The organism is Novosphingobium naphthalenivorans NBRC 102051, assembly GCF_001590985.1.
GTDB lineage: Bacteria > Pseudomonadota > Alphaproteobacteria > Sphingomonadales > Sphingomonadaceae > Novosphingobium > Novosphingobium naphthalenivorans.
In genome coordinates, this window is sequence record NZ_BCTX01000075.1 from 1 (window position 1) to 22515 (window position 22515).

Sequence of the window (22515 nt, forward strand, 5' to 3'; positions counted from 1 at the left end):
CGCCGCAAGAAGGCCGACGCCGAAGCCGCCGAGGCCCCTGCGGCCGAAGCTCCGGCTGAACCCGCCGCCGAGGAAGCCCCGGCCAAGCCCAAGCGCACCCGCCGCAAGAAGGCCGATGCCGAAGTGACCGAAGCTCCGGCCGAAGCCGCTGCAGAGGAAGCCCCGGCCAAGCCCAAGCGCACCCGCCGCAAGAAGGCGGAAGTGACCGAAGCCCCGGCTGTCGAGGCTCCGGCCGCGGAAACTGCCGCGGTGCCCGAAGCCGCGAACGACGCCAACGGCAATGGCGAAACCCCTGCCGAGAGCGCTCCGGAAGGCGCTGGCGCCCCGGAAGGCACCGGTGAAGGTGACGAAACCCCGCGCCGCGGCTGGTGGCAGCGCACTTTCGGCAACTGACGCCGAAGCCTTGCGGGCCTGAATGAAGAAAAGGCCTCCCGCTGCTGGCGGGGGGCCTTTTTCTATTTGGGGGACGGAGGAGAGCCCACCCCCAGCCGAGCCGGGATCAAAGCCTCACCCCGTCTTCACCGCCCTGCCCCATTCCATCCATCCGACGAAACGCGGCCCCACGCTCATGTAGCGGGCGCCCGCAGGCTCGGTCGCGAACCCGGCCGCCGCGATGCCGGATGCGATCGGGCGCGACAGGTGGCAATTGCCGAACACCTTGCTCCACACCGGATCGATGCGTTCCTGAAAACGCGCGACCTTGGCGTCGGGCGCGCGGCCGTGTTCGGCGAAGAACAATGTCCCGCCCGGCCGCAATACCCGGCGCAGTTCGGACAGGGTGCGGCCGTGATCGTGCACTGAGCACAAGGTGAACGTGCAGACCACCGTATCGAAGCTCTCGTCCCCGAAGGGAATGTCCTCGCCCACGCCCTGCCGGATATCGGCATCCCAGCCCTTTTCAGCCGCGACCGCGCGGGCATAGTCCAGCCCCTTTTCCGAGGGATCGATCCCGGCGTAGCTTTCGATGCGGGCGGGATCGAGCAACCGCTGGTTGATGCCGCCGCCGCAACCGAGCTCGAACACGCGCCCCGAAGCCATCGGCACGACATCGCGCCGGATTTTCATGATCGGCGGCTGAGCGCAGCCGCAGCGAATGATGCGGGGCAGCACGGCCTCGTCCCACCAACGCGCAAACCCCATGACCGTTATCCCTCCGCGACTCTTTCAGGCCGTCACATTACCTCGAACGGCGGAAAGTTCATCGGCGCTGATGCCCACAGCAGTGCTGCCGCTCTACCGCGGGTGGCGATCGCATATGCGGCGCATCTCGGCCAAGGCCCGGGGTGTGACCGAACGGGCCCACTGCGCGCACGACCGCCCCTGCCCATCGAGCATGACGGCATAAGGATAGCCGGCGATATCCGGTGCATAGGCGGCCCGCAGCCGGTTCGCCCGCTCCATCGACGCCACTTCGACGGTTTCCGGCCGGTCGAAACGGATAGCTTCGATGCCCGCATCGCTCCACGCGATCACGATGCGCCCGGAGCCATGGGCCGCAGCCAGGGCATCCAGATTGCGCAATTCGCCAATGCACGGCGCGCACCAGCTGGCGCCGAACAGGACAAGCGTATGCGAACGGTCTTCCGCCTTGGCGCGCAAGGGTGACAAAACTGTAATAAATCCCAATGAAATCAGAGAAATGATAGACAGTCTCGCCATGCCCTCTTATTAAATCGAACCGGCCTATTCGGCAAGGACAAGGGAACTACCGATGCTTTCGCTCGCATTGCTTGCAGCGGCCGCCACGACGACGGCAGCTCCGGCGGAAACCAAGCCTCCCACGCTGCAGGAACGTTTCAACACGGCCTCAGATCTTGCCGCCTCGCAGAAATGCGCCGAGGCCGTCCCTCTGTTCGAGGCACTTGAACACGATCCCCACATCAAGCCGGGCTCGCTGCCTGCCGCCGCCATTGCCGTTCGCAAGGGCATCTGCCTGACCATGCTGGACCGCCCGGACGAAGGCGAGCGGTCCATCGCGCTGGGCCTGCCGGTCCTGCAGAAAGCGGGCGCGCAATTCGACATCGACCTTTCCGATGCATGGCTGGTCCTGGGCAACCTCGCCTACGCACGATCGGACTATCCGCGCGCCAAGCATTACTTGCGCATGGCCCTGGACAAGCGGAGCGGCTCCGCGCGCCTGAGCATTCTCGCCCGGCTGGCCAAAGTAACCGCGTTTGACGGCGATGCCGCCGCGCTGGAACCATCCGAAGAAGGGTTGCGGATCGCCGAGGCCGCGCCGAAACCCGACAAGGATACGCTTGCCGCCTTTCACACGCTCCATGCGCGCACGCTGCTCAATCAGGGCAAAACTCAGGAGGCCTACGACGAACTCAAGCAGGCTCTCGAATTGAGCGGCGGGCTGACCTTGCGCACGTCGCTCACCGAAGTCTCCATGCGCAGCGATCTGGCCATGGCAGCCACACTGGTCGGCAAGAGCAGTGAGGCCCGCAAATATCTGGCCTACACCGGTGCGGGACGCATCCAGGACGCCTCTTTCAACCACGCAGAATCCATGCCCGCTCCTCTGTGCGGCAGCGAAACCGGCCTGCGCCCCGACGACGTGGCCGTAGTGGAATTCGGCATTGGCGAAGACGGCTATGTGACCAATGCCCACACGGTCTATTCGCGCGGAGGCCCTCAAGTGGCAGCGGCGTTCGAACGGGCCGTATCGCAATGGTTCTGGAATCCGCAGGAGATCGCCAAGCTTCCTGCCTTCTACCGCGTGCTGACGCGTATCGAAGTGCGCTGCAGCACGGAATTCGGCGGCAGACCGGGCCTGTGGTCGCCGCTCAATGGACGTTTCCAGACCTGGGCCGCGGAGCACCTTCCCACCGGAATACTGACATCCGCCGACCGGGCTTCCACGCTGGAGGCGCTCCATCGCGTGGCGGAAAGTGAAAAGGCGGACACGCAGCCGCTGGCACGCATCGCCGCGCTGGGAATGCTGGTCAGTGAGGATTTTACCGCCCCCACAGCGGACCAGATCGCCTGGGCGGACAAAGCGCTTGTCCTAGCGGCGGCCACCCCGATTCCAACCGAACAGGCCAACTGGCTGCGCATCTCGCGCCAGATCGCCGCCGTGAAGGAAAACCCGCGCTTCTCAACCAGGGACCGCGAGGCCCTGCTGACACTGGCCGCGCAGCCGGACATTGCCGGGGATGCCCTTGCCGCGGATACCCTGCGCTTTTACGCCGCAGGCACATCGGTCAAACGCAAGTTGCCGCAATCGGACGACATCATCGGCCAGATTGCCCGCGACGACCGGCTCGATGCCCATCATCCGCTGCGCCAACTCGCCTGGCTGACGCTGGCCAACAAGGCCGCCAGCGCGGGAGACATGGCTGGCGCGCAGGCCGATTTCCAGCGCACCGGCTTGACCGAGGAGCAATGCGCCCTGCTCAGCCTGCCCCCGGCGATCCGCCGCACCAATGTGACAGGCTCGGACTACCCGACATCGGCGGCAGCGATGGGGTTCGAAGGCTGGGTCCAGCTCGAATACGACATCGGCGCCGATGGCAACACCGCCAATGTCCGCCCGATCATCGCCTATCCCGCGCTGATCTTCGTGGACGCGGCCAAAGCGATCGGTGAGAACGTGAAATACGAATGGAGCTACCGCCCCGGCGGCGCCACCGCCTGCAGCGCCAATAACAAAACGATCGTCTTCAAGAATTAGCGTTCAACGAACACGCGACTCCCGACATCAAGCGCCGCTGCCGGCAAACCCGCGACTCTGCCGCATGAGCACGACGAAATGCGCTTTCCTGCACAGGCCAGCCGGGAGCATGTTGCCCCGCAGCACGGGAAAACAGCACACACCGACCGCCGAATTCTATATATTTTTGTTATTTATCAATATTATAAATGAATTTCATCCATGCTTGACGCGCCCGAACTCAGGAAAAAACGATCTGCGCTTCCGGCACTCTCCCCTCTTGCCCCGCGCGGCTGAATCGCTAGAGGGGTCCTGTAGTCGCGGTTCATGCCGCAGTTGCGAGATCACGGGGATTTTTTCATGGCGCAGTTCTCTCTCCCGGCCAACAGCAGGATCAAGAAGCAGGGCAAGGTCCACAAGGCCGAAGGCGCGGCCAAGGTGAAGAAGTTCACCGTGTACCGCTACGATCCGGACTCCGGCGAGAACCCGCGTTACGACACGTTCGAGATCGATCTCGACAAATGCGGCCCGATGGTCCTCGACGCGCTCATCAAGATGAAGAGCGAGATGGACCCGACCCTCACGTTCCGCCGCTCCTGCCGCGAAGGCATCTGCGGTTCGTGCGCGATGAACATGAACGGCGCCAACGGCCTCGCCTGCACTACCGCGATCGAGGATCTCAAGGGCGATATCCGCATCACCCCGCTGCCGCACATGGACGTGATCAAGGACCTCGTGCCCGACTTCACGCACTTCTATGCGCAGTACGCCTCGATCCGCCCCTGGCTGCAGACCGTCTCGACCACCCCGTCGGGCAAGGAGCGCCTGCAGAGCCCCGAACAGCGCGAGAAGCTGGACGGCCTCTACGAGTGCATCCTGTGCGCCTGCTGCTCGACCTCGTGCCCGAGCTACTGGTGGAATTCCGACAAGTTCCTCGGCCCGGCGATCCTGCTCCAGGCCTACCGCTGGCTGGCCGACAGCCGCGACGAGATGACCGGCGAGCGCCTCGACGAGCTGGAAGATCCCTTCCGCCTCTATCGCTGCCACACCATCATGAACTGCGCCAACGTGTGCCCCAAGGGCCTCTCGCCGGCGCGCGCGATCGCCGAGATCAAGAAGATGCAGGCCGAGCGCCAGGTCTAAGACGCAGGCGCAAGGCTTTCCGGTGAAACCGACCGGCGAATTCATCCACGTGCCAGACCCGGAACATCCGGGCTGGCATACGTGGCAGATCAACGACGATGCGCGGTTCAATGCCCATGCCCTGGGCAAAATGCTGCTTCGCCAGGAAGGCGAACGCAGCGCCCGGCTGCGTCTGCTCGATGTCACGGCACATCACAGCAATCTGATGGGCTCCGTGCATGGGGGTGTAACCCTGGCACTGATTGACGTTGCCCTGTTCGCGACGATCTTTGCCATTCTCGGTGCCGACGCCGCAGGTGCGGTCACGCTCGACCTGCACAACCAGTTTCTGGGTACTGGCCAGATCGGCCGCCCCCTTGATGTGATTTCGGAAGTGATGAAGGAAACGCGCCGCTTTGTCTTCCTCCGCGGCACCGTAGAGCAAGGCGATCACCTCGTCGCCAACTTCAACGGCACCTTGAGAAAGCCGAGCGTGCGATGACAGCCATGCTCGAACGCTACGAAGCGCTGGTGGCAACCGGCGAGCTGCGCTCCGATCCCGAGCAGGCGGCAGCGGCCGAACGCCTCAATCGCCTGCAGCGCGAACTCTACAAGGCGACATCGTCGACCGGCCTGATCGGCAAGCTTCTGGGCAAGAAGCCGGTGCCGCCGCGCGGCATCTACATGTGGGGCGGTGTCGGCCGCGGCAAGTCGATGCTGATGGACCTGTTCATCCAGACGCTCGACATTCCGGAAAAGCGCCGCGTCCACTTCCATGCCTTCATGCTGGAAGTTCATGGGTTGCTGCGCGAGGAGCGCAAGAAGGAAACCGGCGACCCGATCCCGCCGGTCGCCGCCGCCATTGCCCGCAACATGCGCTGCCTCGCGTTCGACGAGATGGTCGTCAACAATTCGGCCGATGCCATGATCATGAGCCGGCTGTTCACGCACCTTATGGTGAATGAAGGCGTAACGATCGTCACCACGTCGAACCGCGCGCCTTCGCAGCTCTACAAGGACGGGCTCAACCGCGAGCATTTCCTGCCGTTCATCGCCCTGATCGAGCAGGAACTGGACGTGATGACGCTCAACGGGCCGACCGACTACCGGCTCCAGCGCCTGGGCGGCATGGCGACCTGGCACATGCCGCTGGGCGATGCGGCCACAGAACAGGCCCGCGAAGCCTTCTACCGGCTGACCGACTATCCGCCCGAAGACAGCGAACACGTGCCCTCATCGGAACTCGATGTCGGCGGCGGTCGAATGCTGCATGTGCCCAAGAGCCTCAAGGGCGTGGGCGTGTTCAGCTTCAAGCGCCTGTGCGGGGAAGCGCGCGGGGCATCGGATTACCTCGCCATCGCGCGGGCCTATCATTCCGTGATCCTCGTCGGCATTCCGAAGATGGGGCCTGACCGGCGCAACGAGGCGGCCCGCTTCGTTACCCTCATCGATGCGCTCTACGAGAACAAGGTCAAGCTGATTGCAGCAGCCGACGCTTCGCCGGAAGAACTTTACCAGGCGGGAACCGGACGCTTCGAATTCGAACGCACCGTCAGCCGCCTGAACGAAATGCAGAGCGCCGATTATCTCGCGCTGGGACATGGCGAAGACTGATTAGGTTAACGATTCCCGAATCGGGATAAAGCCTGCGCTCAATTTTCAGATTTTGCGGACGCGCGATTTACAGTTACGTGCGTATAATTAGCCCTGCACTTCTAACAAAAATGCCGAATACGCGCAGAACCGGCATGAAGTGCATCAGATTCATACAATAAAAAGACAATCGCCCTCCAAAGGTCAATTGACTCTTGGAGGGCGATTACTGTTTAGCGCAGCATATTACATGCCGCACAATTCAATTTTTCAAGTGAGGGTCAGAAATTCCAACCGTCACCCCAAGGCCATTTCGTCATTGTATTTCCCCATGTGAACTGCCGCGTTCAGCGCGGCCTTCTCATGGTTAACAATGAGTTAAAGGCTTTTCAAGGAAGATTAACCAATTTTAAGAACCTTTGGCTGGGCGATCTGCTCAACCAGTTCCCGGAATGGGACAGGGCGACTGAGGAAATAGCCCTGAATCACGTCGCAGCGCAGCCCCCTGAGCATCTCCAGCGCCGCCGCGGTCTCGACACCCTCCGCCACGACCGTCCGGTCCAGCGAGTGCGCCATGTCGATGATCGACTGGACGAGCAGAAGATCCTCCTTGTTGGTCTCCATCGAGGAGACAAAACTCTTGTCGATCTTCACTTCGCTGGCCGGCAGGTAGCGCAGGTAATCGATGGTGGCATTTCCCGTGCCGAAATCGTCGATCGACAGACGAAGCCCCGATCGCACGAGGCGCTGCAACATCTGGAACGTGCGCGAACTCCGATCGAGGCGATCGGTCTCGGTGATTTCCAGGATCAGCCGGTCCGGCGGAAGATCGTGCTCTGCCAGTATGTCTGCAATCATACCCGGAAGCCCGGGATTGCGAAGCAATTGCGCCGAGATGTTGACCGAGATTGTCAGGTCATGCCCCATCCGCTGCAATTCCACCGCAGTGCGGACGGCATCGTTGATCACGAACCGGGTGATCCGCTCAATCCGGTGGAATTCCTCGGCAATGCGGATGAACTTCTCGGGACTGATCGGCCCGCGCTCCGGATGCGTCCAGCGCACCAACGCCTCCGCACCGCTGATCCGGTTGGTCTTGAGGTCCAGCTTCGGCTGATAAGCCACCCAGACTTCGCCATTGTCGATGGCACGGTCCAGCGATGTCAGCAGCGAGATTTCCCACTGCGCCTCCTGCCGGCGGCTATCGTTCTGATAGACCAGTTCATCGTTGCGCACGGCCTCTTCGGCCGCCTGCATGGCACTGGCGATACGGCTTGCCATCGGCCGGTCGAATTCCGAGTCGATACCACAATTGAACGACAGGTCGATATCCAGCCCGCCGACCTGGATGCCATTCTGAACGATCCGGTGCAGCCCTTCGAGATTCTCGAAAAGATCGAAAGTGCTGCGGATATTGGACAGCCAGATAAACATGCCGCCTTCGTGATAGACGACAACAGGCTCGTCGCTGATGCGAATGCGGCGCACGATTTCATTGGCCAGTTCGGCTTCGACATGCTCGGCGAAGCTGCCGATGATGGCACCATAATTGCGTATTTTCAGGGCAACGAGAATCTTAGGAGAAAGCACTTCTGAGTTTCGCAGAGCCTGAACGCTGGGCAGTCCCGATCCCGCGTTCGTCTCCCCTGCCACTTCCACCCGGTCAAGGTTTCGCATCCGGATTACGGCAACCAGCGCCACAACCAGCGACGGAACAATCTCGACCGAAACCCTTATCGTATCGAGCAGGAATGGAGCGGCGACGAATACGAGCACGAGACCCGTAAAACGGTAAACGTCGAGCGCACGCCCTCTGCCAAGCCCTGTGCCAATGACGACCAGCACCACAACGATGGGAGCAAGCCATCCCAGCTGCACAGGAACACCCCGTGCGAGCGTTTCAGCCCCTATCGCATGAAAATAGGGCTCGGCCGCACCAACGCCCAGACCGGGAATCGTATGCGTATTGTTATACGACACAGCCGTGGGAGCGATCATGACCGTCTCCCCCTTCACGAGAGAAGAATCAAACTTCCCGCGAAGAACGTCAATGTAACTTATAGTCCGGAAGGTCGCTGCTCTGATTGAGTAATCTGGCGTATAAAAATGGTCCAAAGACCCATCCACACCCGCAATCTCCGCAGATATAGACGGGATCTTCCCAAGGGGACTATCTGACGCAAGCGGCAGAGTGACATTCAGGTTAAAAGCATTAGCATGAGCAAGAAGCGAAACGACACGTGCATATTGATAATACCTCTTGGGGGGAATCCGAGAAGTATAATTAGGTGCACTTTCGCTAGGCTTGGCCCCTAGGAATATTTTACCAGGATGGTCTTTTAGTTCTTTTACGAACTTCCCATCCTGCCCTTCATCATTTTCCGCCGAAAATGGACGAGCGAAGAATACGCGCTGCGCACCGGCCTTGAACAGTGCGGCCAAAACGTCCGCATCGTTGCTCCGGTTAACATCCGTCGCGCCCAAGGCGTCGAGCGTCTTGGAATCCTGCTCCACGATCACGAGGCGCCCAGAGGCTTTCTCCTCGTGCAACGACCAGCGCACATTTCTGAGGAAGTCTTCTACGGGCGAACTCAGCCCCGTCAGGCCGAACAGAACCCCCGCCAGCGTTGCCCACAAGACGATCCGGACGCGCTGATTTTTCGCGAATTTGCGCAGGCCTGTCCAGAACTCAGCCATGGAACCGCGCCCCTTCCGGACAATCGGACCGGGGCATCGAGACAAGCGCCATCGTCGCGGAAAGCGTCCGCTTTTGCTGACAAAAATGGCTACCAAGTCCGTTCATGCACGTCCCATATTGACGCTCAGATTTCCTCGGTACGGCAAATGTCCTAAGAATCGGTATCGTTAATTTGCCAAAAACACTGAATTTCGCGGCCGCATCAGCGCCGGGAAATCCGCACATTCAGCCGATCCCCAGCCCGGCAAGCGACTTCTCCAGCATGAGCAATTGCCATAGCAGACGGGAGTTGTCCGAAATTCCAGATAGATGCGCGTCGACCAGCATGGTCAGCCTGCGCGTGTCGAACCAGCCTGTGCGGGCCAGCGTCTTGCTCGCGGCGATGTCCCGCGCGGTCTGCGCCAGGGGGCCACGGAACCATTGCGCGATCGGCGTCACGAAACCCTGCTTGGGCCGGTAGAGGATATCCTCGGGCAGGAACCGGCGCATGGTGCGCTTCATCAGCCACTTGCCCTGCCCGCCATGCACCCGCATCGATTCCGGCAAGGCCGCGGCGAATTCGATCAGCCGGTGATCGAGCAGCGGTTCGCGCGATTCCAAGCTGACTGCCATGCTGGTGCGATCGACTTTGGTCAGGATATCGCCGGGAAGCCAGACCTTGAGGTCGGCATACTGCGCCCGGTCCAGCCCCGAGCGTGCCGGCGCTGAGCGCATGACGTCAAACAGCGGCTGTTCCGCCCGGTAATCGCCGCGCAGCCTCCGGAAGGTATCGGAATAGAGCCCCTCGCGCAGTTCCGGCGACGTCACGGCCAGGGCCCGCGCATAGCCTTCCGCGCTATCCCCCGCCAGCGACAGCAGCGTCGTCTTGGCGCGCAGCGGCCGGGGCGCCCAGTCCGCCTTGGGATAGATCGCCCCCAGCGCCCCGAACACCGGACCGCGCAGGCCCTGCGGCAGCAGCGAGCGCACCCGGTCCTCGTTGTACTGGAACAAGTGACGGCGATAACCCGCCAGTGCCTCGTCGGCACCGTCGCCGGACAAGGCGACCGTCACCGATTCCCGCGCCAGCTGGCACACCCGCCAGGTCGGCAAGGCCGAGGCATCGGCGAAAGGTTCATCGAACATGCCCGCCAGCACATCGATCGCCTCAAAATCGTCGGGCGAGACCAGCCGCGAGGCATGATCGGTGTGATACTGCTGCGCGACTTGCGTGGCGTAAGCGCTTTCATCGAGCGCGGCGACATCGAACCCGATCGAACAGGTCCTGACCGGATTGGCGCTGGCCTCCGCCATCAGCGCAACGACGCTGGAACTATCGACCCCGCCCGAAAGAAACGCGCCGAGCGGCACGTCGGCCACCATGCGCGAGGACACCGCCTGCCGCAGGAGATGCAGCAGTTCGGCCTCCAGATCGGCCGCCTTGCCCTTGTGGCGGTGTTCGAAGGACACATCCCACCACTGGCTGGGGCGCGGCATCGGCACGCCATGGCGCAGCAGCAGCGAATGACCCGCGGGCAGCTTCGTCACGCCTTTCAGGATCGAACGGTGATCGGGGACATAGCCCCAGGCCAGAAAGTCCTCGACCGCCAGCGGATCGATCTCCCGCCTCAGCAGCGGGTGCGCCAGCAGCGCTTTGAGTTCGGAGCCGAAAGCCAGACTGCCATCGCTGAGCGGCGCGAGGAACAGCGGCTTCACCCCCAGCCGGTCGCGCGCGAGGAACAGCGTGCGTGCATCCAGATCGTAGATCGCGAAAGCGAACATGCCGTGCAGGCGGCTGACGCAGTCCGGCCCCCAGCGCTGCCAGGCCGCGAGGATCACCTCGCTGTCGCCATCGGTGCGGAAGCTGGCGCCGGCCTCCTTCAGTTCCTGCCGCAGTTCGCGGTAATTGTAGATCTCGCCGTTGAAGACCAGCATCGCCCGGCCGTCGAGCGAGGCCATCGGCTGCGGAGACCCGGCAAGATCGATGATCGACAGGCGGCGATGGCCCAGCCCCACACCCGGCGCGGTCCAGATGCCGTGGCCGTCGGGCCCGCGGTGCGCCAGCGCATCGCACATCGCCTCGACCCTTGCGGGATCGACCGGCTTGGGCGTTTCCAGATGAAAGATACCGGCGATACCGCACATGGGACCGGGACTCTATCGAAGCCCGGTCATGCGGTCCATCCACGGTGCCAGCGGGCCTGTGGATGCGCGGAAACGGCGGATGGCCTCTTCGGCCGGACCATGCGCGGTGTCTTGCGCCGACAGGATCAGCATCATGGTGGGCTGCACATGGAAGGACAAGTGATTGGCCATGACCGCCAGTTTCAGCCGGGCATTGCTGCCGGACAGCAGATCGCCGTTGCGATACCAGGTCACGGCCAGCCGCCTGTCCGTGCCGCCGCCCAGCAGGCGTTCGCTCCGGCCTTCCCCGAAATCGGGCCCCGGTGCCTGCCAGGCCCACGGGCTTTCGGGCATCAGCGCGCCCTGCCCGAAGCCGCCGGCTTCACGGCCTTCGCCCTGCCGCGAATAGAGCGCCACGAAAACATCGACCTGCCGCCCCTGCCCGTCCTGATAGCGCCCCAGCAGCCGGTGCTCGGCCCCCTCGGCGCGCGGCTCCCACCAGATGCGCGGCGTGTAATCGACGCGGGTCCAGCCCGGAACGGCGGGCAAGTCGATCTGCCGCGGCAACGGCGCCGCAAGCGTGTCGGCCGCATAGGCCCAGCCCCGCACGGCCACGAGCAACAGCAGGAGCACGGCCAGAGCCTTCCCTCCCGCGATCGCCGGCATTTCGAGACGGGCCAGCCAGGGCGATGCCGCCAGTGCCTTCGCATCGATCACCGGCGCATGGGGCGAACGGTCGAAAAAGCGCCACGCGCCCGCGATCACCAGAATGAGCACGATCGCGAAGAATATCCAGCCATAGACGATGTGATCGAACCCGGCCGCCACTTCCACGCCAAAGAACTGCGCGGCATAGATCGTGCCCCAAGCCCGGATGCCGTTGGCCACGATCGGCACGACCAGACAGGCCGCCATCAGCGCCATGCGGCGGCGCCAGCTCACGAAGCAGACATTGGCCGCCAGCACGCCGAAAGCGATCATGGCGATGAGAAACTTCACCCCCGAACAGGCTTCGGCGACTTCGAAGAGGCCCGCGGGCGTGTCGATGAAAACGCCGTCGATCGCAGCGGGAATCCCGCTCAGATGCGTCAGGGCGACGGTGATCTCCGCCGTGACCATCTGCAGCATGTTCTCCAGTTCCTCGCCCACGGGAATGAGGAAGACCATGTAGGCCAGCGGAAAAGCGAGCCCTGCCGCCACGCGAACGCCCAGCAGCAGCGGCACCACGGCGCCCAGCATCGCCACCGCCGCCGCCTGCCGCGCAATGTCGAGCCCCGACATCGCGCCGAGCAGCCAGAGGAAGGCGGCACCTGCGAAGAGCACAAGGCCGGGCCACCAGATTTCCGGCTCCAGCTTTTGCAGCTCCGGCCAGCGCTGCCACACCAGCCAGCCGAGGATCACGGGGATCAGGACGATGTGGTTATACGTCGAAATGTCCCACCATTGCCGCGCCATCGCCGCCCAGTCGGGCGCGAAGACCCCGAGCAATACGGCCCACACCATCCCAAGCCGGACCAGCGCGGTTTGCCAGGCGGGCGACAGCCGCTGCCCGGCCATGACCATCGAGTGCATGACGGCACGCATTTCAGGCGGCATCGCTCATGCTCCCGCTGCTTTCGAAACCGAGATAGCCGGGAAGCTGCGCCAGGGCGGCATCCCAGGCGGCATGGCCAACGATCCACTCGCGCGCGGCCGTGCCCATGGCCCTGGCCCGCACCGGATCGCGCGCCAGGGCAACGACGGCTTCGGCCAGCTCCGCGTCACTTTGCGCAACCTGGAAGTCCCGCCCGTCCTGCGCATCGATCCCGGTGGCCGCGCCGGGCGAGAGGACGACCGGCAGCCCCATGGCCATGGCTTCGAGCACCTTGTTCTGCACGCCGCGCGCAATTTCGAGGGGAACAAGCGCAATATCGGCCCCGGCCAGCCAGGGCCGGACATCCTCCACCCTGCCCCAGACCTCGATGCCGTCACGTCCCCCGCGCGCCTGAAGCGCGGGCGGAGGATTGCGGCCGACCACGTGGAGGCTCGCCTGCGGGCAAGCTGCACGCACCAGCGGCATGATCCGGTCGATCGCGCGCGTAACCGCCTCGATATTGGGAGCGTAGTCCATCTGGCCGGTAAAGATCAGCCGCGGCGCGCCGCTGGCCGTCATGCGCGGTTCGGGTTCGGTCCGTGCGGGATCGAAATAGGCGCTGTCCATGCCATTGCCCATGGCGCAGACCCGCGCGGCCGGATCGGGCAGGCGCGCGTGGAGCAGCGCCGCTTCGGCCTTGCTGATCAGCAGCGTCACGTCGCTCGCCCCGGCGATCCGCGCTTCCTCGGCCTGCAGCAAGTGCCCTTCGCGGCGCTCCATCCACGAACGGATACCGTGGCTCTTGGCGGCATAAGCCTCGAACTTGGCGGAATCGACATCGACCAGATCGGCGACCACCCGCCCCCGGAAGCCATTCGGCACGTACTGCGCCATCTGCCCGGAAAAGATATAGATCACGCTGATGTCACGCTTTGCCAGCACGTCGCGAACATAGCGTTCGAGGCGATTGTCGTGAAAGGCGGCAAGGCTCAGCGGCTTGCCTGTCGCCAGCGCCTCGATCCCCGCCACGGGCAACGGCTTGCGGCGGCGGACGAGGCAATAGCTGGCGGCCAGCGCGGCCAGATCGGCCTCGAAGCGGTGATCCTGCTCGTCGTCCGCGAACGTCGCGACATGGACCGGCGCCAGCCGCGCCAGCGCTTTCAGCACATGGTGCGAGCGGATCTTGTCGCCCCGGTCCGGGGGGAACGGGATGCGGTGGGCCAGAAACAGGATCTCGCCCATCAGCCGATCCCGCGCGCGATCAGCGGCCCGAGACGATTGGCGACCGCCAGCGGCAGGCGCTGCCACAGCTTGATCTGGAGCGAGAGCTTGGCGCTGGCGGGGTCCGCCTCGCGCTTGGCCGTGCCCGGCCGCGTCCACGTGGCATAAGTCAGCGGTTCGGGCTCGAAGCCCCAGTTGCGCTTGAAGTGATAGGCGCCGCTGTTCGTCTTGGAACGGCCGAAGTCGAACGTGGTGCAACCCCGCCGCCGGGCATGGAGCATCAGTTCGTAATACATCCGGTCATTGGCCCGCAGCCGCCGCGCATCCCAAGTGCCGCCGCCCCAATAGGGCATGACCGCGCCGCCGTGATAGACGCTGATGACGCTCGCCACCGGCTTGCCCTCGTGCCGCACGGTCAGGATGTCCGCCTGATCGCCGAAAGCATCGACCACGCTGTCGAGCAGCGCGCGCGGGAACACCGGCGTGCCGAGATTGCGGTAGCTTTCGCAGAAGACTGCGTAATGCGCCTGCCGGTCGGCCTCGGCCGTGCCCACTTCGATTGTCAGGTCGTTGGCCAACGCCTTGCGCACTTCGGCGCGCTGCTTGCGCGGAATGTCGAGCAGCTGCGCTTCGTCATCGGCGGCGAGCGGACGGGCGAAGTTGCAGTGCGATTCGGTCTTGAGCGCCCAGCCGCCCTGCTCCTGCGGCAGCGGGCCGCCGCGCAGTTCGATGGTCGGGCAGGACAGGCGCCGCGCCAGTTCTTCGGCGGCCGCGAACATGCCCTGCGGATCGACGTCTTCGTTGGCCAGCAGCCCGCCGCCGACGGCAAAGCCGGTGGAGGCCAGCACACGCCCGAACACCGGCGAATGGATGGCATCGAAGGGCAGGAACGCAACGATCTCGCCCTGGCGGGTCTTCACCAGCGCATGGGCCGCGTTGCCGGTCGCGCGGGCGACCGACAGGAACCAGGCCGGGCGGTGGAACGGCGTGCCCTGCGGATGGCGGGCCACGTAAGCCTCGATCCGCGCGATCTCGTTCGGATCGTGCAGCGCCGCGATGCGCACCGAGCTGCGGGTCAGGGGAAACGGTGCATTCATGCCGCCAATGCCTCCGCCCGCGCCGCTTCGCGTGCGGCGAGTTCGTCCATGCGGCCCCAGCGGAAATCACCGATCAGGCGGACCAGCTTGCTCTCCATCACGCCGAGATTGGTATAGTGCCGCAGCCGCGAGCGCAGCGGCGCATGGGCCACGCGCGGCTGGCCGGGATCGATTTCCCACGGGTGGAAATAGAACACCGCCGGGCGCCGGTCCTCGCCATTGACCTGCCGGATCGCCCAGCGCGAGAAGCCATAAGGCAGCACGCGAAAGAAGCCGCCGCCGCCCGCCGCCAGACGCCGCCCGGCGAAATGCGCGGTCGTCACGGGAATTTCGACGAAATCGCTGCCCGCCAGCGGATGGAACGCGAAGCGCGGCGCCTCGCGCCAGCCGTAATGGTCATGCACGATCGGCGCGACGCTGGAACTGTAGGCATAGCCCTGTTCGGCCAAGACTTCGAAGGCCCAGGGGGTGCGCGCATCGATCGAGAAACTGGGCGCGCGATAGCCTTTCACCGCGACCCCGCAGGCATCCTCGATTGCCTTGCGGGCGCGGGCGATGTCCTGCGCAAAGCCTTCGGCGCCAAGCCGGAACACACGCTCGTGGTCCCAGCCGTGGCTGGCGATCTCGTGCCCCTCGGCGGCGATCCGGCGCATCATCTCCGGGTGCCGCTCGGCGATCCAGCCGAGCGTGAAGAAAGTGCCTTTCACCCCGGCCTCAGAGAAAAGCCGGAGAATTTCCGCGCAATTGCGTTCCACGCGGTCGGTCAGCGTGCCCCAGCTCTCGCGGTCGATCACGGTTTCGAAGGCGCCGACCTGGAACCAGTCCTCAACATCGACCGAAAGCCCGTTCACCGGCTCATGGCGGGTATTCATCGGAGCACCTCCCGGCGGAACGGTCAGGCGGCTTCGCGCTGTCCGTCGCCGCTTTCGATCCATTCGATCAGCATCGTCAGCGTATGGCGCAGCGTGCGCTGCTGCTCGTCGAGACGGGCCTCCAGCTTGGCGGCGTGATCGCTCGCTTCGGCCAGACGCGCCTCCAGGTCATCGACCCGCGCGTGGCTGTCCTGCTGCTGCGCTCCGGCCGCCTCGTGCGCCTGCGCGGCGGCGGCGAGTTCGAGCACGGCCTGCTCCAGTTCCCGGATCCGCGCGTCGCGATCGGCCAGCGCCTTCTCGATCAGCGCGGTTGCGGCAGCGGCATCGATCCCGGCCAGCGGAACCGGCGAGGCAGACGGCGCTCCGGTGCCAGCCGGCTGCTCCACGGCCGCCGGGGCCGCCGGGGCCGCTTCCGCCTGCGGCTTCTGCGTCACCAGTGCCAGCGAGCCATCGTCGCTCATCTCGCCGAGCACCTGATGGAGCATGGCACTGTCGATGCTGGTGCGCTGATCCACCGCGCCCAGCAGCAGCAGGCGGCTGACGATCTGGTTGATCCGGCGCGGAATGCCGCCGGTGGCTTCGTAGATCGCGGCGAAGACCGCGGGATCGAAGCCGGGATTGCCTTTCCAGCCCGCGCGCAGGAGGCGATGCTCGATATAGGCCTGTACTTCCTCGCGCTCCATCGGCCCGAGGTGGTGCGTGGCGATCACGCGCTGGCGCAGCTGCTCAAGCTGATCGCTGTGCATCAGCGTGTCGCGGAATTCCGGCTGGCCGAGCAAGAGCGTCTGCAGCAGCGGATGCGAGCCGAGCTGGAAGTTCGAGAGCATCCGCAGCTCTTCCAGCGCACCGACGGCCAGGTTCTGCGCCTCGTCGATGATGAGCAGGCAGCGGCGGCCCAGACGCGCTTCGGCGTGCAGGAAAGCCTCGATCGCGCCGAGCGCCGAGGCCTTGTCATGCCCCGCCACCGGCAGGCCGAACGCCTGCGCCACGACATGGACGATCGCTTCCCCGTCAAGCGCGCTGGTCACGACATTGGCCACCGTCATGCGCGAAGGATCGATCGTCGCCATCAGATAGGCGACCAGCGTCGACTTGCCCGCGCCGACCTCGCCAGTGATCACCACGAAGCCTTCGGCCTGCGCCAGGCCATAGCCGAGATAGGACAGCGCCTTGCGGTGCGTCAGGCTCTCGAAATAGAACTCCGGGTCCGGGGTCAGCTGGAAGGGCTTTGCCTGAAGCCCGTAGAAGTCGTCGAACATCGTTGGTCCTTCCCTGGGACTCAGAAATTGTAGCGCAGGCCGGCCAGCGCCGAAGCCGTCCAGATATCGTCGATCGCGGGATCCTTGCGGGTTGTCCCGTCAATCCCGACCGCCAGGCTCGCCCGCAGACGCCGGGTCAGAAGGCGGAAATAGCTGGCGGAAGCGCCATAAGTATTGGCATCGGCGAACAGCGGATCGGTGCTCGACAGCCAGTTGGCATAGGCATTGGCCGACCAGCCGGCGTCGCGGCCGAGCCGCCCGCTCAGATAGGCGGCAAGCCAGTACGTCTCGTCGACCAGGCCGTTCGCCGAAGCCAGCACGGTCCCTTGTGCGGCGATGAACTTGCGGCGGTCATAACCGAGCCCGAGACCGGCATTGAGCCCGCCCAGCTTCACCGAATAGCTCGCCGCAACGCCGCGCGCGCGGAACGTCGAGGAGCGCAGCGAGGCCAGCGCGCCGGACAGGCAGTTGCTGCCGTCGAGCGAGGAGACGCAGCCCGTCAGTTCGCCCGTCACCGGATCGCGCACGGCCTCGAAGTCGTCAGGCAGCTTGTCGATCAGACGATTGAGCTGGCCGCCGAAACCGGCGATGTTGTCATAGACCGCCACGCTGAGCTGGCTGCGGTCGTCCGGCGCGTAGGACAGCGTCCCGCCGAAGCTGGTCGAGCCATAGCGGCGGCCGACATGCGCGGAGAGCGACGTGCGGCGGCTGGGGCGCCACATCACCGCGACATCCCAGGTCAGCCCGCTGACGTCATAGGCCAGCACGCGCGGGGCGCTCTTGTCGGTGACATAGCGGCCATCGGAGCCGATCACCGGGTTGCCGTCGGCATCGCGCACGGCATCGCGGCTGGAGATCTCGACGTCCTCGTAGCCGATGCTGCCCACGGCCTGCACCGTGCGGCTGAGCGGCACTGTCACCATCGCCCGCGCCTGCATGTCGCGCACGCGCTGGTCGAGGTTGGAGATGTCTTCCTGATAGAAAGTGCCGCCCACGGCGAGGCCCACCGGCAGCACGTCGCCCGGCGCCACGCCCGCCTCGACATCGGCGACCTGGGTCACGCTCTTGTCGAAGGTGTCGGCCGCGGCCGTGCCGGCGCTGGTCACATAGTTGCTCGATCCGTCGACCTTGGTGAAACCCGCGCGGTAATTGGCCGTGACGTTCACCGCCCCCGCGCGCGTCGCCACTGAGGGACCGCCATAGACCGAATAAATATTGGTCCGGGTCTTGTCCGAAACCACGGAAGATCCGGTGCCGCCCACCGAGGCACGGGTCGCCAGGCCGCCCGCCTCCAGCGTCACGCCGGGAACCACGGTTGTATAGCCGCGCACGATCCCGCTGATCGCATCGCCATCGCGCGCCTTCTTGCCCCAGCCGAACTGCCGCTCGTAGCGGACAGACAGCGATGCGGCATTGTTGCGCCCGGCGATGCCCGCGTCGAGCCCGGCCGCCACCTGGGTATAGGTCAGGACATCGTTGCCGGGCGAAAGCTCGGCATTCACGATCTGGTCGACCTCGATATAGGGCTTCACTTCAAGCCGCTTGCTGCCCTTGCCCGCCTTCTTTCCGGACTTGCCCGGCCGGTAAACCGGCGCTTCGCCCTGATCGCCGCCGCCCATGCTGCTGCCCGCGCTGCCACCGGTGCTATCGTATCCGATGGACTGGGCCTGCACCGCGCAGGGCACGGCAATAACGGCCAGCGCGCAGAGCGATGCGCTTGCGGAAAGCCGCCTGAACGATGCCCCTATGGGTAATGACTGCCGCACCCCAGTCATCCCTTGTATCCGTAGTAGGAGCCGAACCGGCGCCCGCTCGGGCTGAACTGCGCGCCGTTGAGCAGGAGCTGCACGTTCGGGCAGGCGTCGAGGAGCGAGATCGCATCCTCCAATGCGCCCTGCCCGGTCCGGTCGGCGCGCACGATCACCAGCACTTGCCCGACATATTTCGCCAGCTCCGCCGCGGGCGATGCCGCCAGCGCGGGCGGGGAATCGAAAATGATGATGCGATGCGGAGCGCCTTCGGTCAGGCGGTCCAGCACCCCTGCGGTCCGCGCGCTGGAAAGGTACTCGCTGTCGTGGTTGGTAGCATCGCCTGCCGGCAGGACCCAGAGCCCCGGAATGTCCGTGCCGAGCACGCATTCGGTGACATCGATGTTCTCGTCCATCAGCGCGTCCATCAGGCCGGGCCCGCCCGGCATTCCGAGCGCCGAAAGGATCGAGGGCTTGGCGAAGTCGGCATCGACGAGCAGGACCTCGCTGTCCTTTTCCGCCGCGATCGAAAGCGCGAGGTTGAGCGCGCAATAGGTCTTGCCCTCACCCGGCAGCGGCGAGCCGATCAGCACCCGCTGCGCGATCGAACCGGCCTTCTGGCGGCGCAAGTCCGCTGCCTGGACGAGGATCTGGCGCTTGACGATGCGGAACTCTTCCAGAAGCGCGGTCACGGCCCCTTCGGGAACGATCAGCCCCTGTTCGCGCAAGTGCTCGCGGTCCACGTGATGGTGGACGCCATGGAATTCCACCGGAGCCGGAGCCGGGGCGACAGCCGGGGCCGGGGCTACAGCCGGAGCCGAAGCGACAGCTGGAGCAGCGGCAGCCGCCTGAACCGGCAGACCGGGCTGCACGGCGGCAACCTCGCTCTGCGCAGCCCTGGCCGCCTGAACTTCGGCCCGCGCCAAGGCCTGCGCCTTGGGCGGAAGCGGGGCGGGATGGGCAATGAAGCTGTTCAGGCCGAAGCGCCCGGCCGCGCGCTCGATCAGCGATTCGCCGGGTTTCAGCGGGGCGCCAGTGCCTTCGGGCATGGGGATCTTGCTCTGGTCGGTCATGTCCGGTTCCCTCACGCCACCATTCCGCGCTGGACGAATTCCACGGCGAGCAGCACGAAACACAGCCCGCAAAGCGCCGCACCGGCGGCATAGAAGTACTTCAGCCGCTTGCGGCGCAGAGCCCGCGCGCTGTCCGTCAGATTCAGCGAGATCGCGCCGAGCACCGGCATTCCGGTCACACGCTCCAGCCCGGACGTGGTCGTGAACACCGACCGCACCCGGCTGAGCGCGAAAGCCCCGGCGCAGCCGCCACCAATACCGGCCATCAGCACGCCCAGCAGCAGCACCGGACGGTTGGGCGCGACCGGCGAGCGCGGCGTCGTCGGCGGATCGACCACTTCGAACTTCACCGCCTCGCGCTCGGTCTTCACTTCACCGCGCAGCTTCAATTCCTCGCGGTCCTGCAAAAGCTTGTCGTACTGCTGGCGCAGCACGTCGTAATCGCGGTTGATGCGCTGCGCCTCGGTGGCGAGTTCGGGGTCCTTGATCGCCGAGGCCATCAGCGAGGACACGTCCGACTGCAGCGCCGCCTTGCGCGATTCGAGCGCCTGAACATTGGCCTGCCGCTCGGCGCGAATCGACTGGAGCGAGCTGTAGGCCGGGTTGATCGTGCCTCCGCCGCTTGCCGCTTCCTGCGCCGCCGGGCCTTTCAGCGCGGCAATCTGGTTGCGGGCGGCGATCACGTCGGGATGGCTGTCGGTCAGGCCCCGCGCCTTCATGCCGGCCAGATCGGACTGGGCCTTGGCCAGCGCCGCCTGAGCGCCGCCGCCAGCCCCCGCGATCGTGCGCGGGGTTCCGGCGAGCTGCCCGTCGATCGCGGCCAGCGCGCTCTGCGCCGCAGCCAGATCGGCCTCGACATCGCGCAGCGACGAGCGCGAGGTTTCGAGACGCTGCACCACCGCCGCGCCGCCCTGGGCCAGCTCTGGATGTTCCGCCTCGAACGTAGTGCGCTTCTGCTCGGCCGATTCCAGCTGCTTTTCGCGCTGGCGCAGCTGCTGGTTCACGAATTCCAGCGTCTCGACCATTTCGCCGCGATCACCCGAGAGGTTTTCCTCGCGGAAAATGTCGATCAGCTTCTGCGCCACGGCCTGCGCCAGCTTGGCGTTCTCGGAATCGGAGAACGAGGAATAATTGGCCGTCGCCGTGATCTGGAACAGATTGTCCTGCTGGCTGACGATCTTCACGTTGTCGGCCAGGCGCAGCACGGCGGCTTCCATCTGCTTGGGCGATTCGATCGTGTCGCCAAGGCGCGTGCCGCGAACCACCTTTTCCAGATTCACCGCGCTTGTCAGCGTCTGGCGAATGCGTTCGATGTCACGCTTCTTGTCGGCAACGCCGATGCCCACCTGTTCGGCCAGCGCATCGTCGAGCTGGATGAATATCCGCGCCTGCGATTCGTAGCTGTTGGGGATCAGGGCGACCACGAACCAGCCCAGCAGGCAGATCACCCAGGCCAGTCCCAGCGCGATCCAGCGCCGGGTCCAGACGCTGTGGATCGCCGAGAGCAGTTCTTCGTAAAGGCTGTTCATCGCGCCGCCCCGCTCCTCAGAACATGCTTTCGGGGATGATGATGACGTCGCCCGGCTTCAGCATGACGTTCGCCTTGCTGTCGCCCTTCTTGAGCAAGTCGCCCAGGCGCAGCTGGTATTCCTTCTGCTTGCCGCTGGTCTTGTCGAAGCGGATCAGGCGCGCCTTGTTGCCCGCCGCGTATTCCGACAGGCCGCCCACGGCGATCATCGCATCGAGCACGGTCATGTTGGCGCGGTAGGGGATCGAGGCGGGCTTTTCCGTCGCGCCGACCACGCGGATCTGCTGGCTGAACGTGCCCGAGAAATTGTCGACGATCACCGAGACCAGCGGGTCCTCGATATATTGCGAGAGCTGGAGGCGGATGTCCTCGGCCAGCATCGAGGGAGTCTTGCCCACGGCCGGCATGTCGGTGATCAGCGGCGTGGTGATGCGGCCGTCGGGGCGCACCTGCACTTTCGCGCCGAGCTCCGGATTACGCCAAACGAAAATGGTTAGCGTGTCGAGCGGGCCGATGACGTATTCCTCGCCGGGCCCTTCCTGCATCGCGACGAACGAAGCCGGGGGCAGTTCCGGCCCGGACGCCGAGCCCATGCACCCTGTCAGAGTGGCACTGGCCAGCGCGCAACCGGCCAGAATCCGGGCAAAACGATATCGCGGCATGAACACACCTTTGTCTGCACCAACCGCCTCCACACACTCAGGGCACCCGCAGGCGCGAAGGGACGGCTGGCAAAATCCGGTGTCCGTAATCCGAAAAAAGGGTGAACATTGCGTTAGCCGTGACTGTCGATTTATTGACCGGTCCCAAATCGGGACGTGCAACACTCTCAATCCTTAAGCTCGTTTCATGCCAAAGCTTGGTAAGCGTAGCTTGTTTTTGCTCTCTCTCCTTCAGGGGAGAGATACGCAGGCTTGGCGGTCCTGAGCTTGTCGAAGGATCCGCCTAGCCGAAGTTGAGAGGGGCTTGTTGGCTT

The 22515-nt window shown here is 64.8% G+C and carries 17 protein-coding genes and 1 pseudogene; 5 read left to right on the forward strand and 13 right to left on the reverse strand.

The annotated features are described in order from the left end of the window. Positions 1-393: pseudogene (locus tag NN5_RS27000) on the forward strand (ribonuclease E/G); the annotation flags it as partial. 114 nt (positions 394-507) lie between these two features. On the opposite strand, the gene NN5_RS19660 reads toward NN5_RS27000, so the two are convergent. Both NN5_RS19660 and NN5_RS19665 read right to left on the reverse strand, forming a co-directional pair. Then, positions 508-1140, reverse strand: a complete 633-nt coding sequence (locus tag NN5_RS19660; protein WP_067737271.1) for a class I SAM-dependent methyltransferase — start codon at positions 1138-1140, stop codon at positions 508-510. 93 nt (positions 1141-1233) lie between these two features. Continuing rightward, entirely contained in the window at positions 1234-1659 is a 426-nt protein-coding gene (locus NN5_RS19665) for a TlpA family protein disulfide reductase (protein WP_157081220.1), read from the reverse strand. Positions 1660-1711: 52 nt separating this feature from the next. Between NN5_RS19665 and NN5_RS19670 the strand changes: the two genes are divergently transcribed. The 4 genes from NN5_RS19670 (at position 1712) to zapE (ending at position 6391) form a co-directional block, all read left to right on the forward strand. Continuing rightward, positions 1712-3676, forward strand: a complete 1965-nt coding sequence (locus NN5_RS19670; protein ID WP_067737276.1) for an energy transducer TonB — start codon at positions 1712-1714, stop codon at positions 3674-3676. 339 nt (positions 3677-4015) lie between these two features. Then, the gene (locus NN5_RS19675) at positions 4016-4798 is read left to right on the forward strand and encodes a succinate dehydrogenase iron-sulfur subunit (protein ID WP_067737279.1); all 783 of its coding nucleotides are present in this window, start codon (positions 4016-4018) and stop codon (positions 4796-4798) included. A gap of 22 nt (positions 4799-4820) precedes the next feature. Beyond that, positions 4821-5279: a PaaI family thioesterase gene (locus NN5_RS19680; protein WP_067737282.1), complete on the forward strand. Its 459-nt coding sequence runs from the start codon at positions 4821-4823 to the stop codon at positions 5277-5279. Continuing rightward, complete coding sequence (gene zapE / locus NN5_RS19685) at positions 5276-6391, forward strand: cell division protein ZapE (RefSeq protein WP_067737285.1); 1116 nt, start codon at positions 5276-5278, stop codon at positions 6389-6391. The genes NN5_RS19680 and zapE overlap by 4 nt, the downstream gene beginning before the upstream one ends. Before the next feature lie 378 nt (positions 6392-6769). On the opposite strand, the gene NN5_RS19690 is transcribed toward zapE, so the two are convergent. The 11 genes from NN5_RS19690 to NN5_RS19740 form a co-directional block, all read right to left on the reverse strand. After that, positions 6770-9067: an EAL domain-containing protein gene (locus tag NN5_RS19690; RefSeq protein ID WP_067737288.1), complete on the reverse strand. Its 2298-nt coding sequence runs from the start codon at positions 9065-9067 to the stop codon at positions 6770-6772. A 226-nt stretch (positions 9068-9293) separates the two neighbouring features. Then, positions 9294-11189: an XrtA/PEP-CTERM system amidotransferase gene (locus NN5_RS19695; protein WP_067737291.1), complete on the reverse strand. Its 1896-nt coding sequence runs from the start codon at positions 11187-11189 to the stop codon at positions 9294-9296. 12 nt (positions 11190-11201) lie between these two features. Next, positions 11202-12764, reverse strand: a complete 1563-nt coding sequence (gene xrtA / locus NN5_RS19700; RefSeq protein WP_157081221.1) for an exosortase A — start codon at positions 12762-12764, stop codon at positions 11202-11204. Then, a complete protein-coding gene (locus tag NN5_RS19705) occupies positions 12754-13983 on the reverse strand; it encodes a TIGR03087 family PEP-CTERM/XrtA system glycosyltransferase (protein WP_067737297.1) in 1230 nt (409 codons plus the stop codon). The genes xrtA and NN5_RS19705 overlap by 11 nt, the downstream gene beginning before the upstream one ends. After that, positions 13983-15059 carry a FemAB family XrtA/PEP-CTERM system-associated protein gene (locus NN5_RS19710; RefSeq protein ID WP_067737300.1) on the reverse strand — a complete coding sequence of 359 codons (1077 nt, stop codon included), beginning with the start codon at positions 15057-15059 and terminating at the stop codon, positions 13983-13985. The genes NN5_RS19705 and NN5_RS19710 overlap by 1 nt, the downstream gene beginning before the upstream one ends. Further along, positions 15056-15931, reverse strand: coding sequence for an XrtA system polysaccharide deacetylase (locus NN5_RS19715; RefSeq protein WP_067737303.1), 876 nt, complete (start codon positions 15929-15931; stop codon positions 15056-15058). The genes NN5_RS19710 and NN5_RS19715 overlap by 4 nt, the downstream gene beginning before the upstream one ends. Positions 15932-15954: 23 nt before the next feature. After that, positions 15955-17190, reverse strand: a complete 1236-nt coding sequence (locus NN5_RS19720) for an XrtA/PEP-CTERM system-associated ATPase (RefSeq protein WP_067737306.1) — start codon at positions 17188-17190, stop codon at positions 15955-15957. Positions 17191-17210: 20 nt separating this feature from the next. Further along, complete coding sequence (locus tag NN5_RS19725; RefSeq protein ID WP_067737308.1) at positions 17211-18965, reverse strand: hypothetical protein; 1755 nt, start codon at positions 18963-18965, stop codon at positions 17211-17213. After that, positions 18962-20011, reverse strand: coding sequence for a P-loop NTPase family protein (locus tag NN5_RS19730; RefSeq protein WP_067737311.1), 1050 nt, complete (start codon positions 20009-20011; stop codon positions 18962-18964). Before NN5_RS19730 ends, NN5_RS19725 begins: the two co-directional genes overlap by 4 nt. An 11-nt stretch (positions 20012-20022) precedes the next feature. Continuing rightward, entirely contained in the window at positions 20023-21540 is a 1518-nt protein-coding gene (locus tag NN5_RS19735; protein WP_067737314.1) for an XrtA system polysaccharide chain length determinant, read from the reverse strand. Positions 21541-21556: 16 nt separating this feature from the next. Next, the gene (locus NN5_RS19740) at positions 21557-22201 is read right to left on the reverse strand and encodes an XrtA/PEP-CTERM system exopolysaccharide export protein (protein WP_067737317.1); all 645 of its coding nucleotides are present in this window, start codon (positions 22199-22201) and stop codon (positions 21557-21559) included. Between the last annotated feature and the right edge of the window lie 314 nt (positions 22202-22515).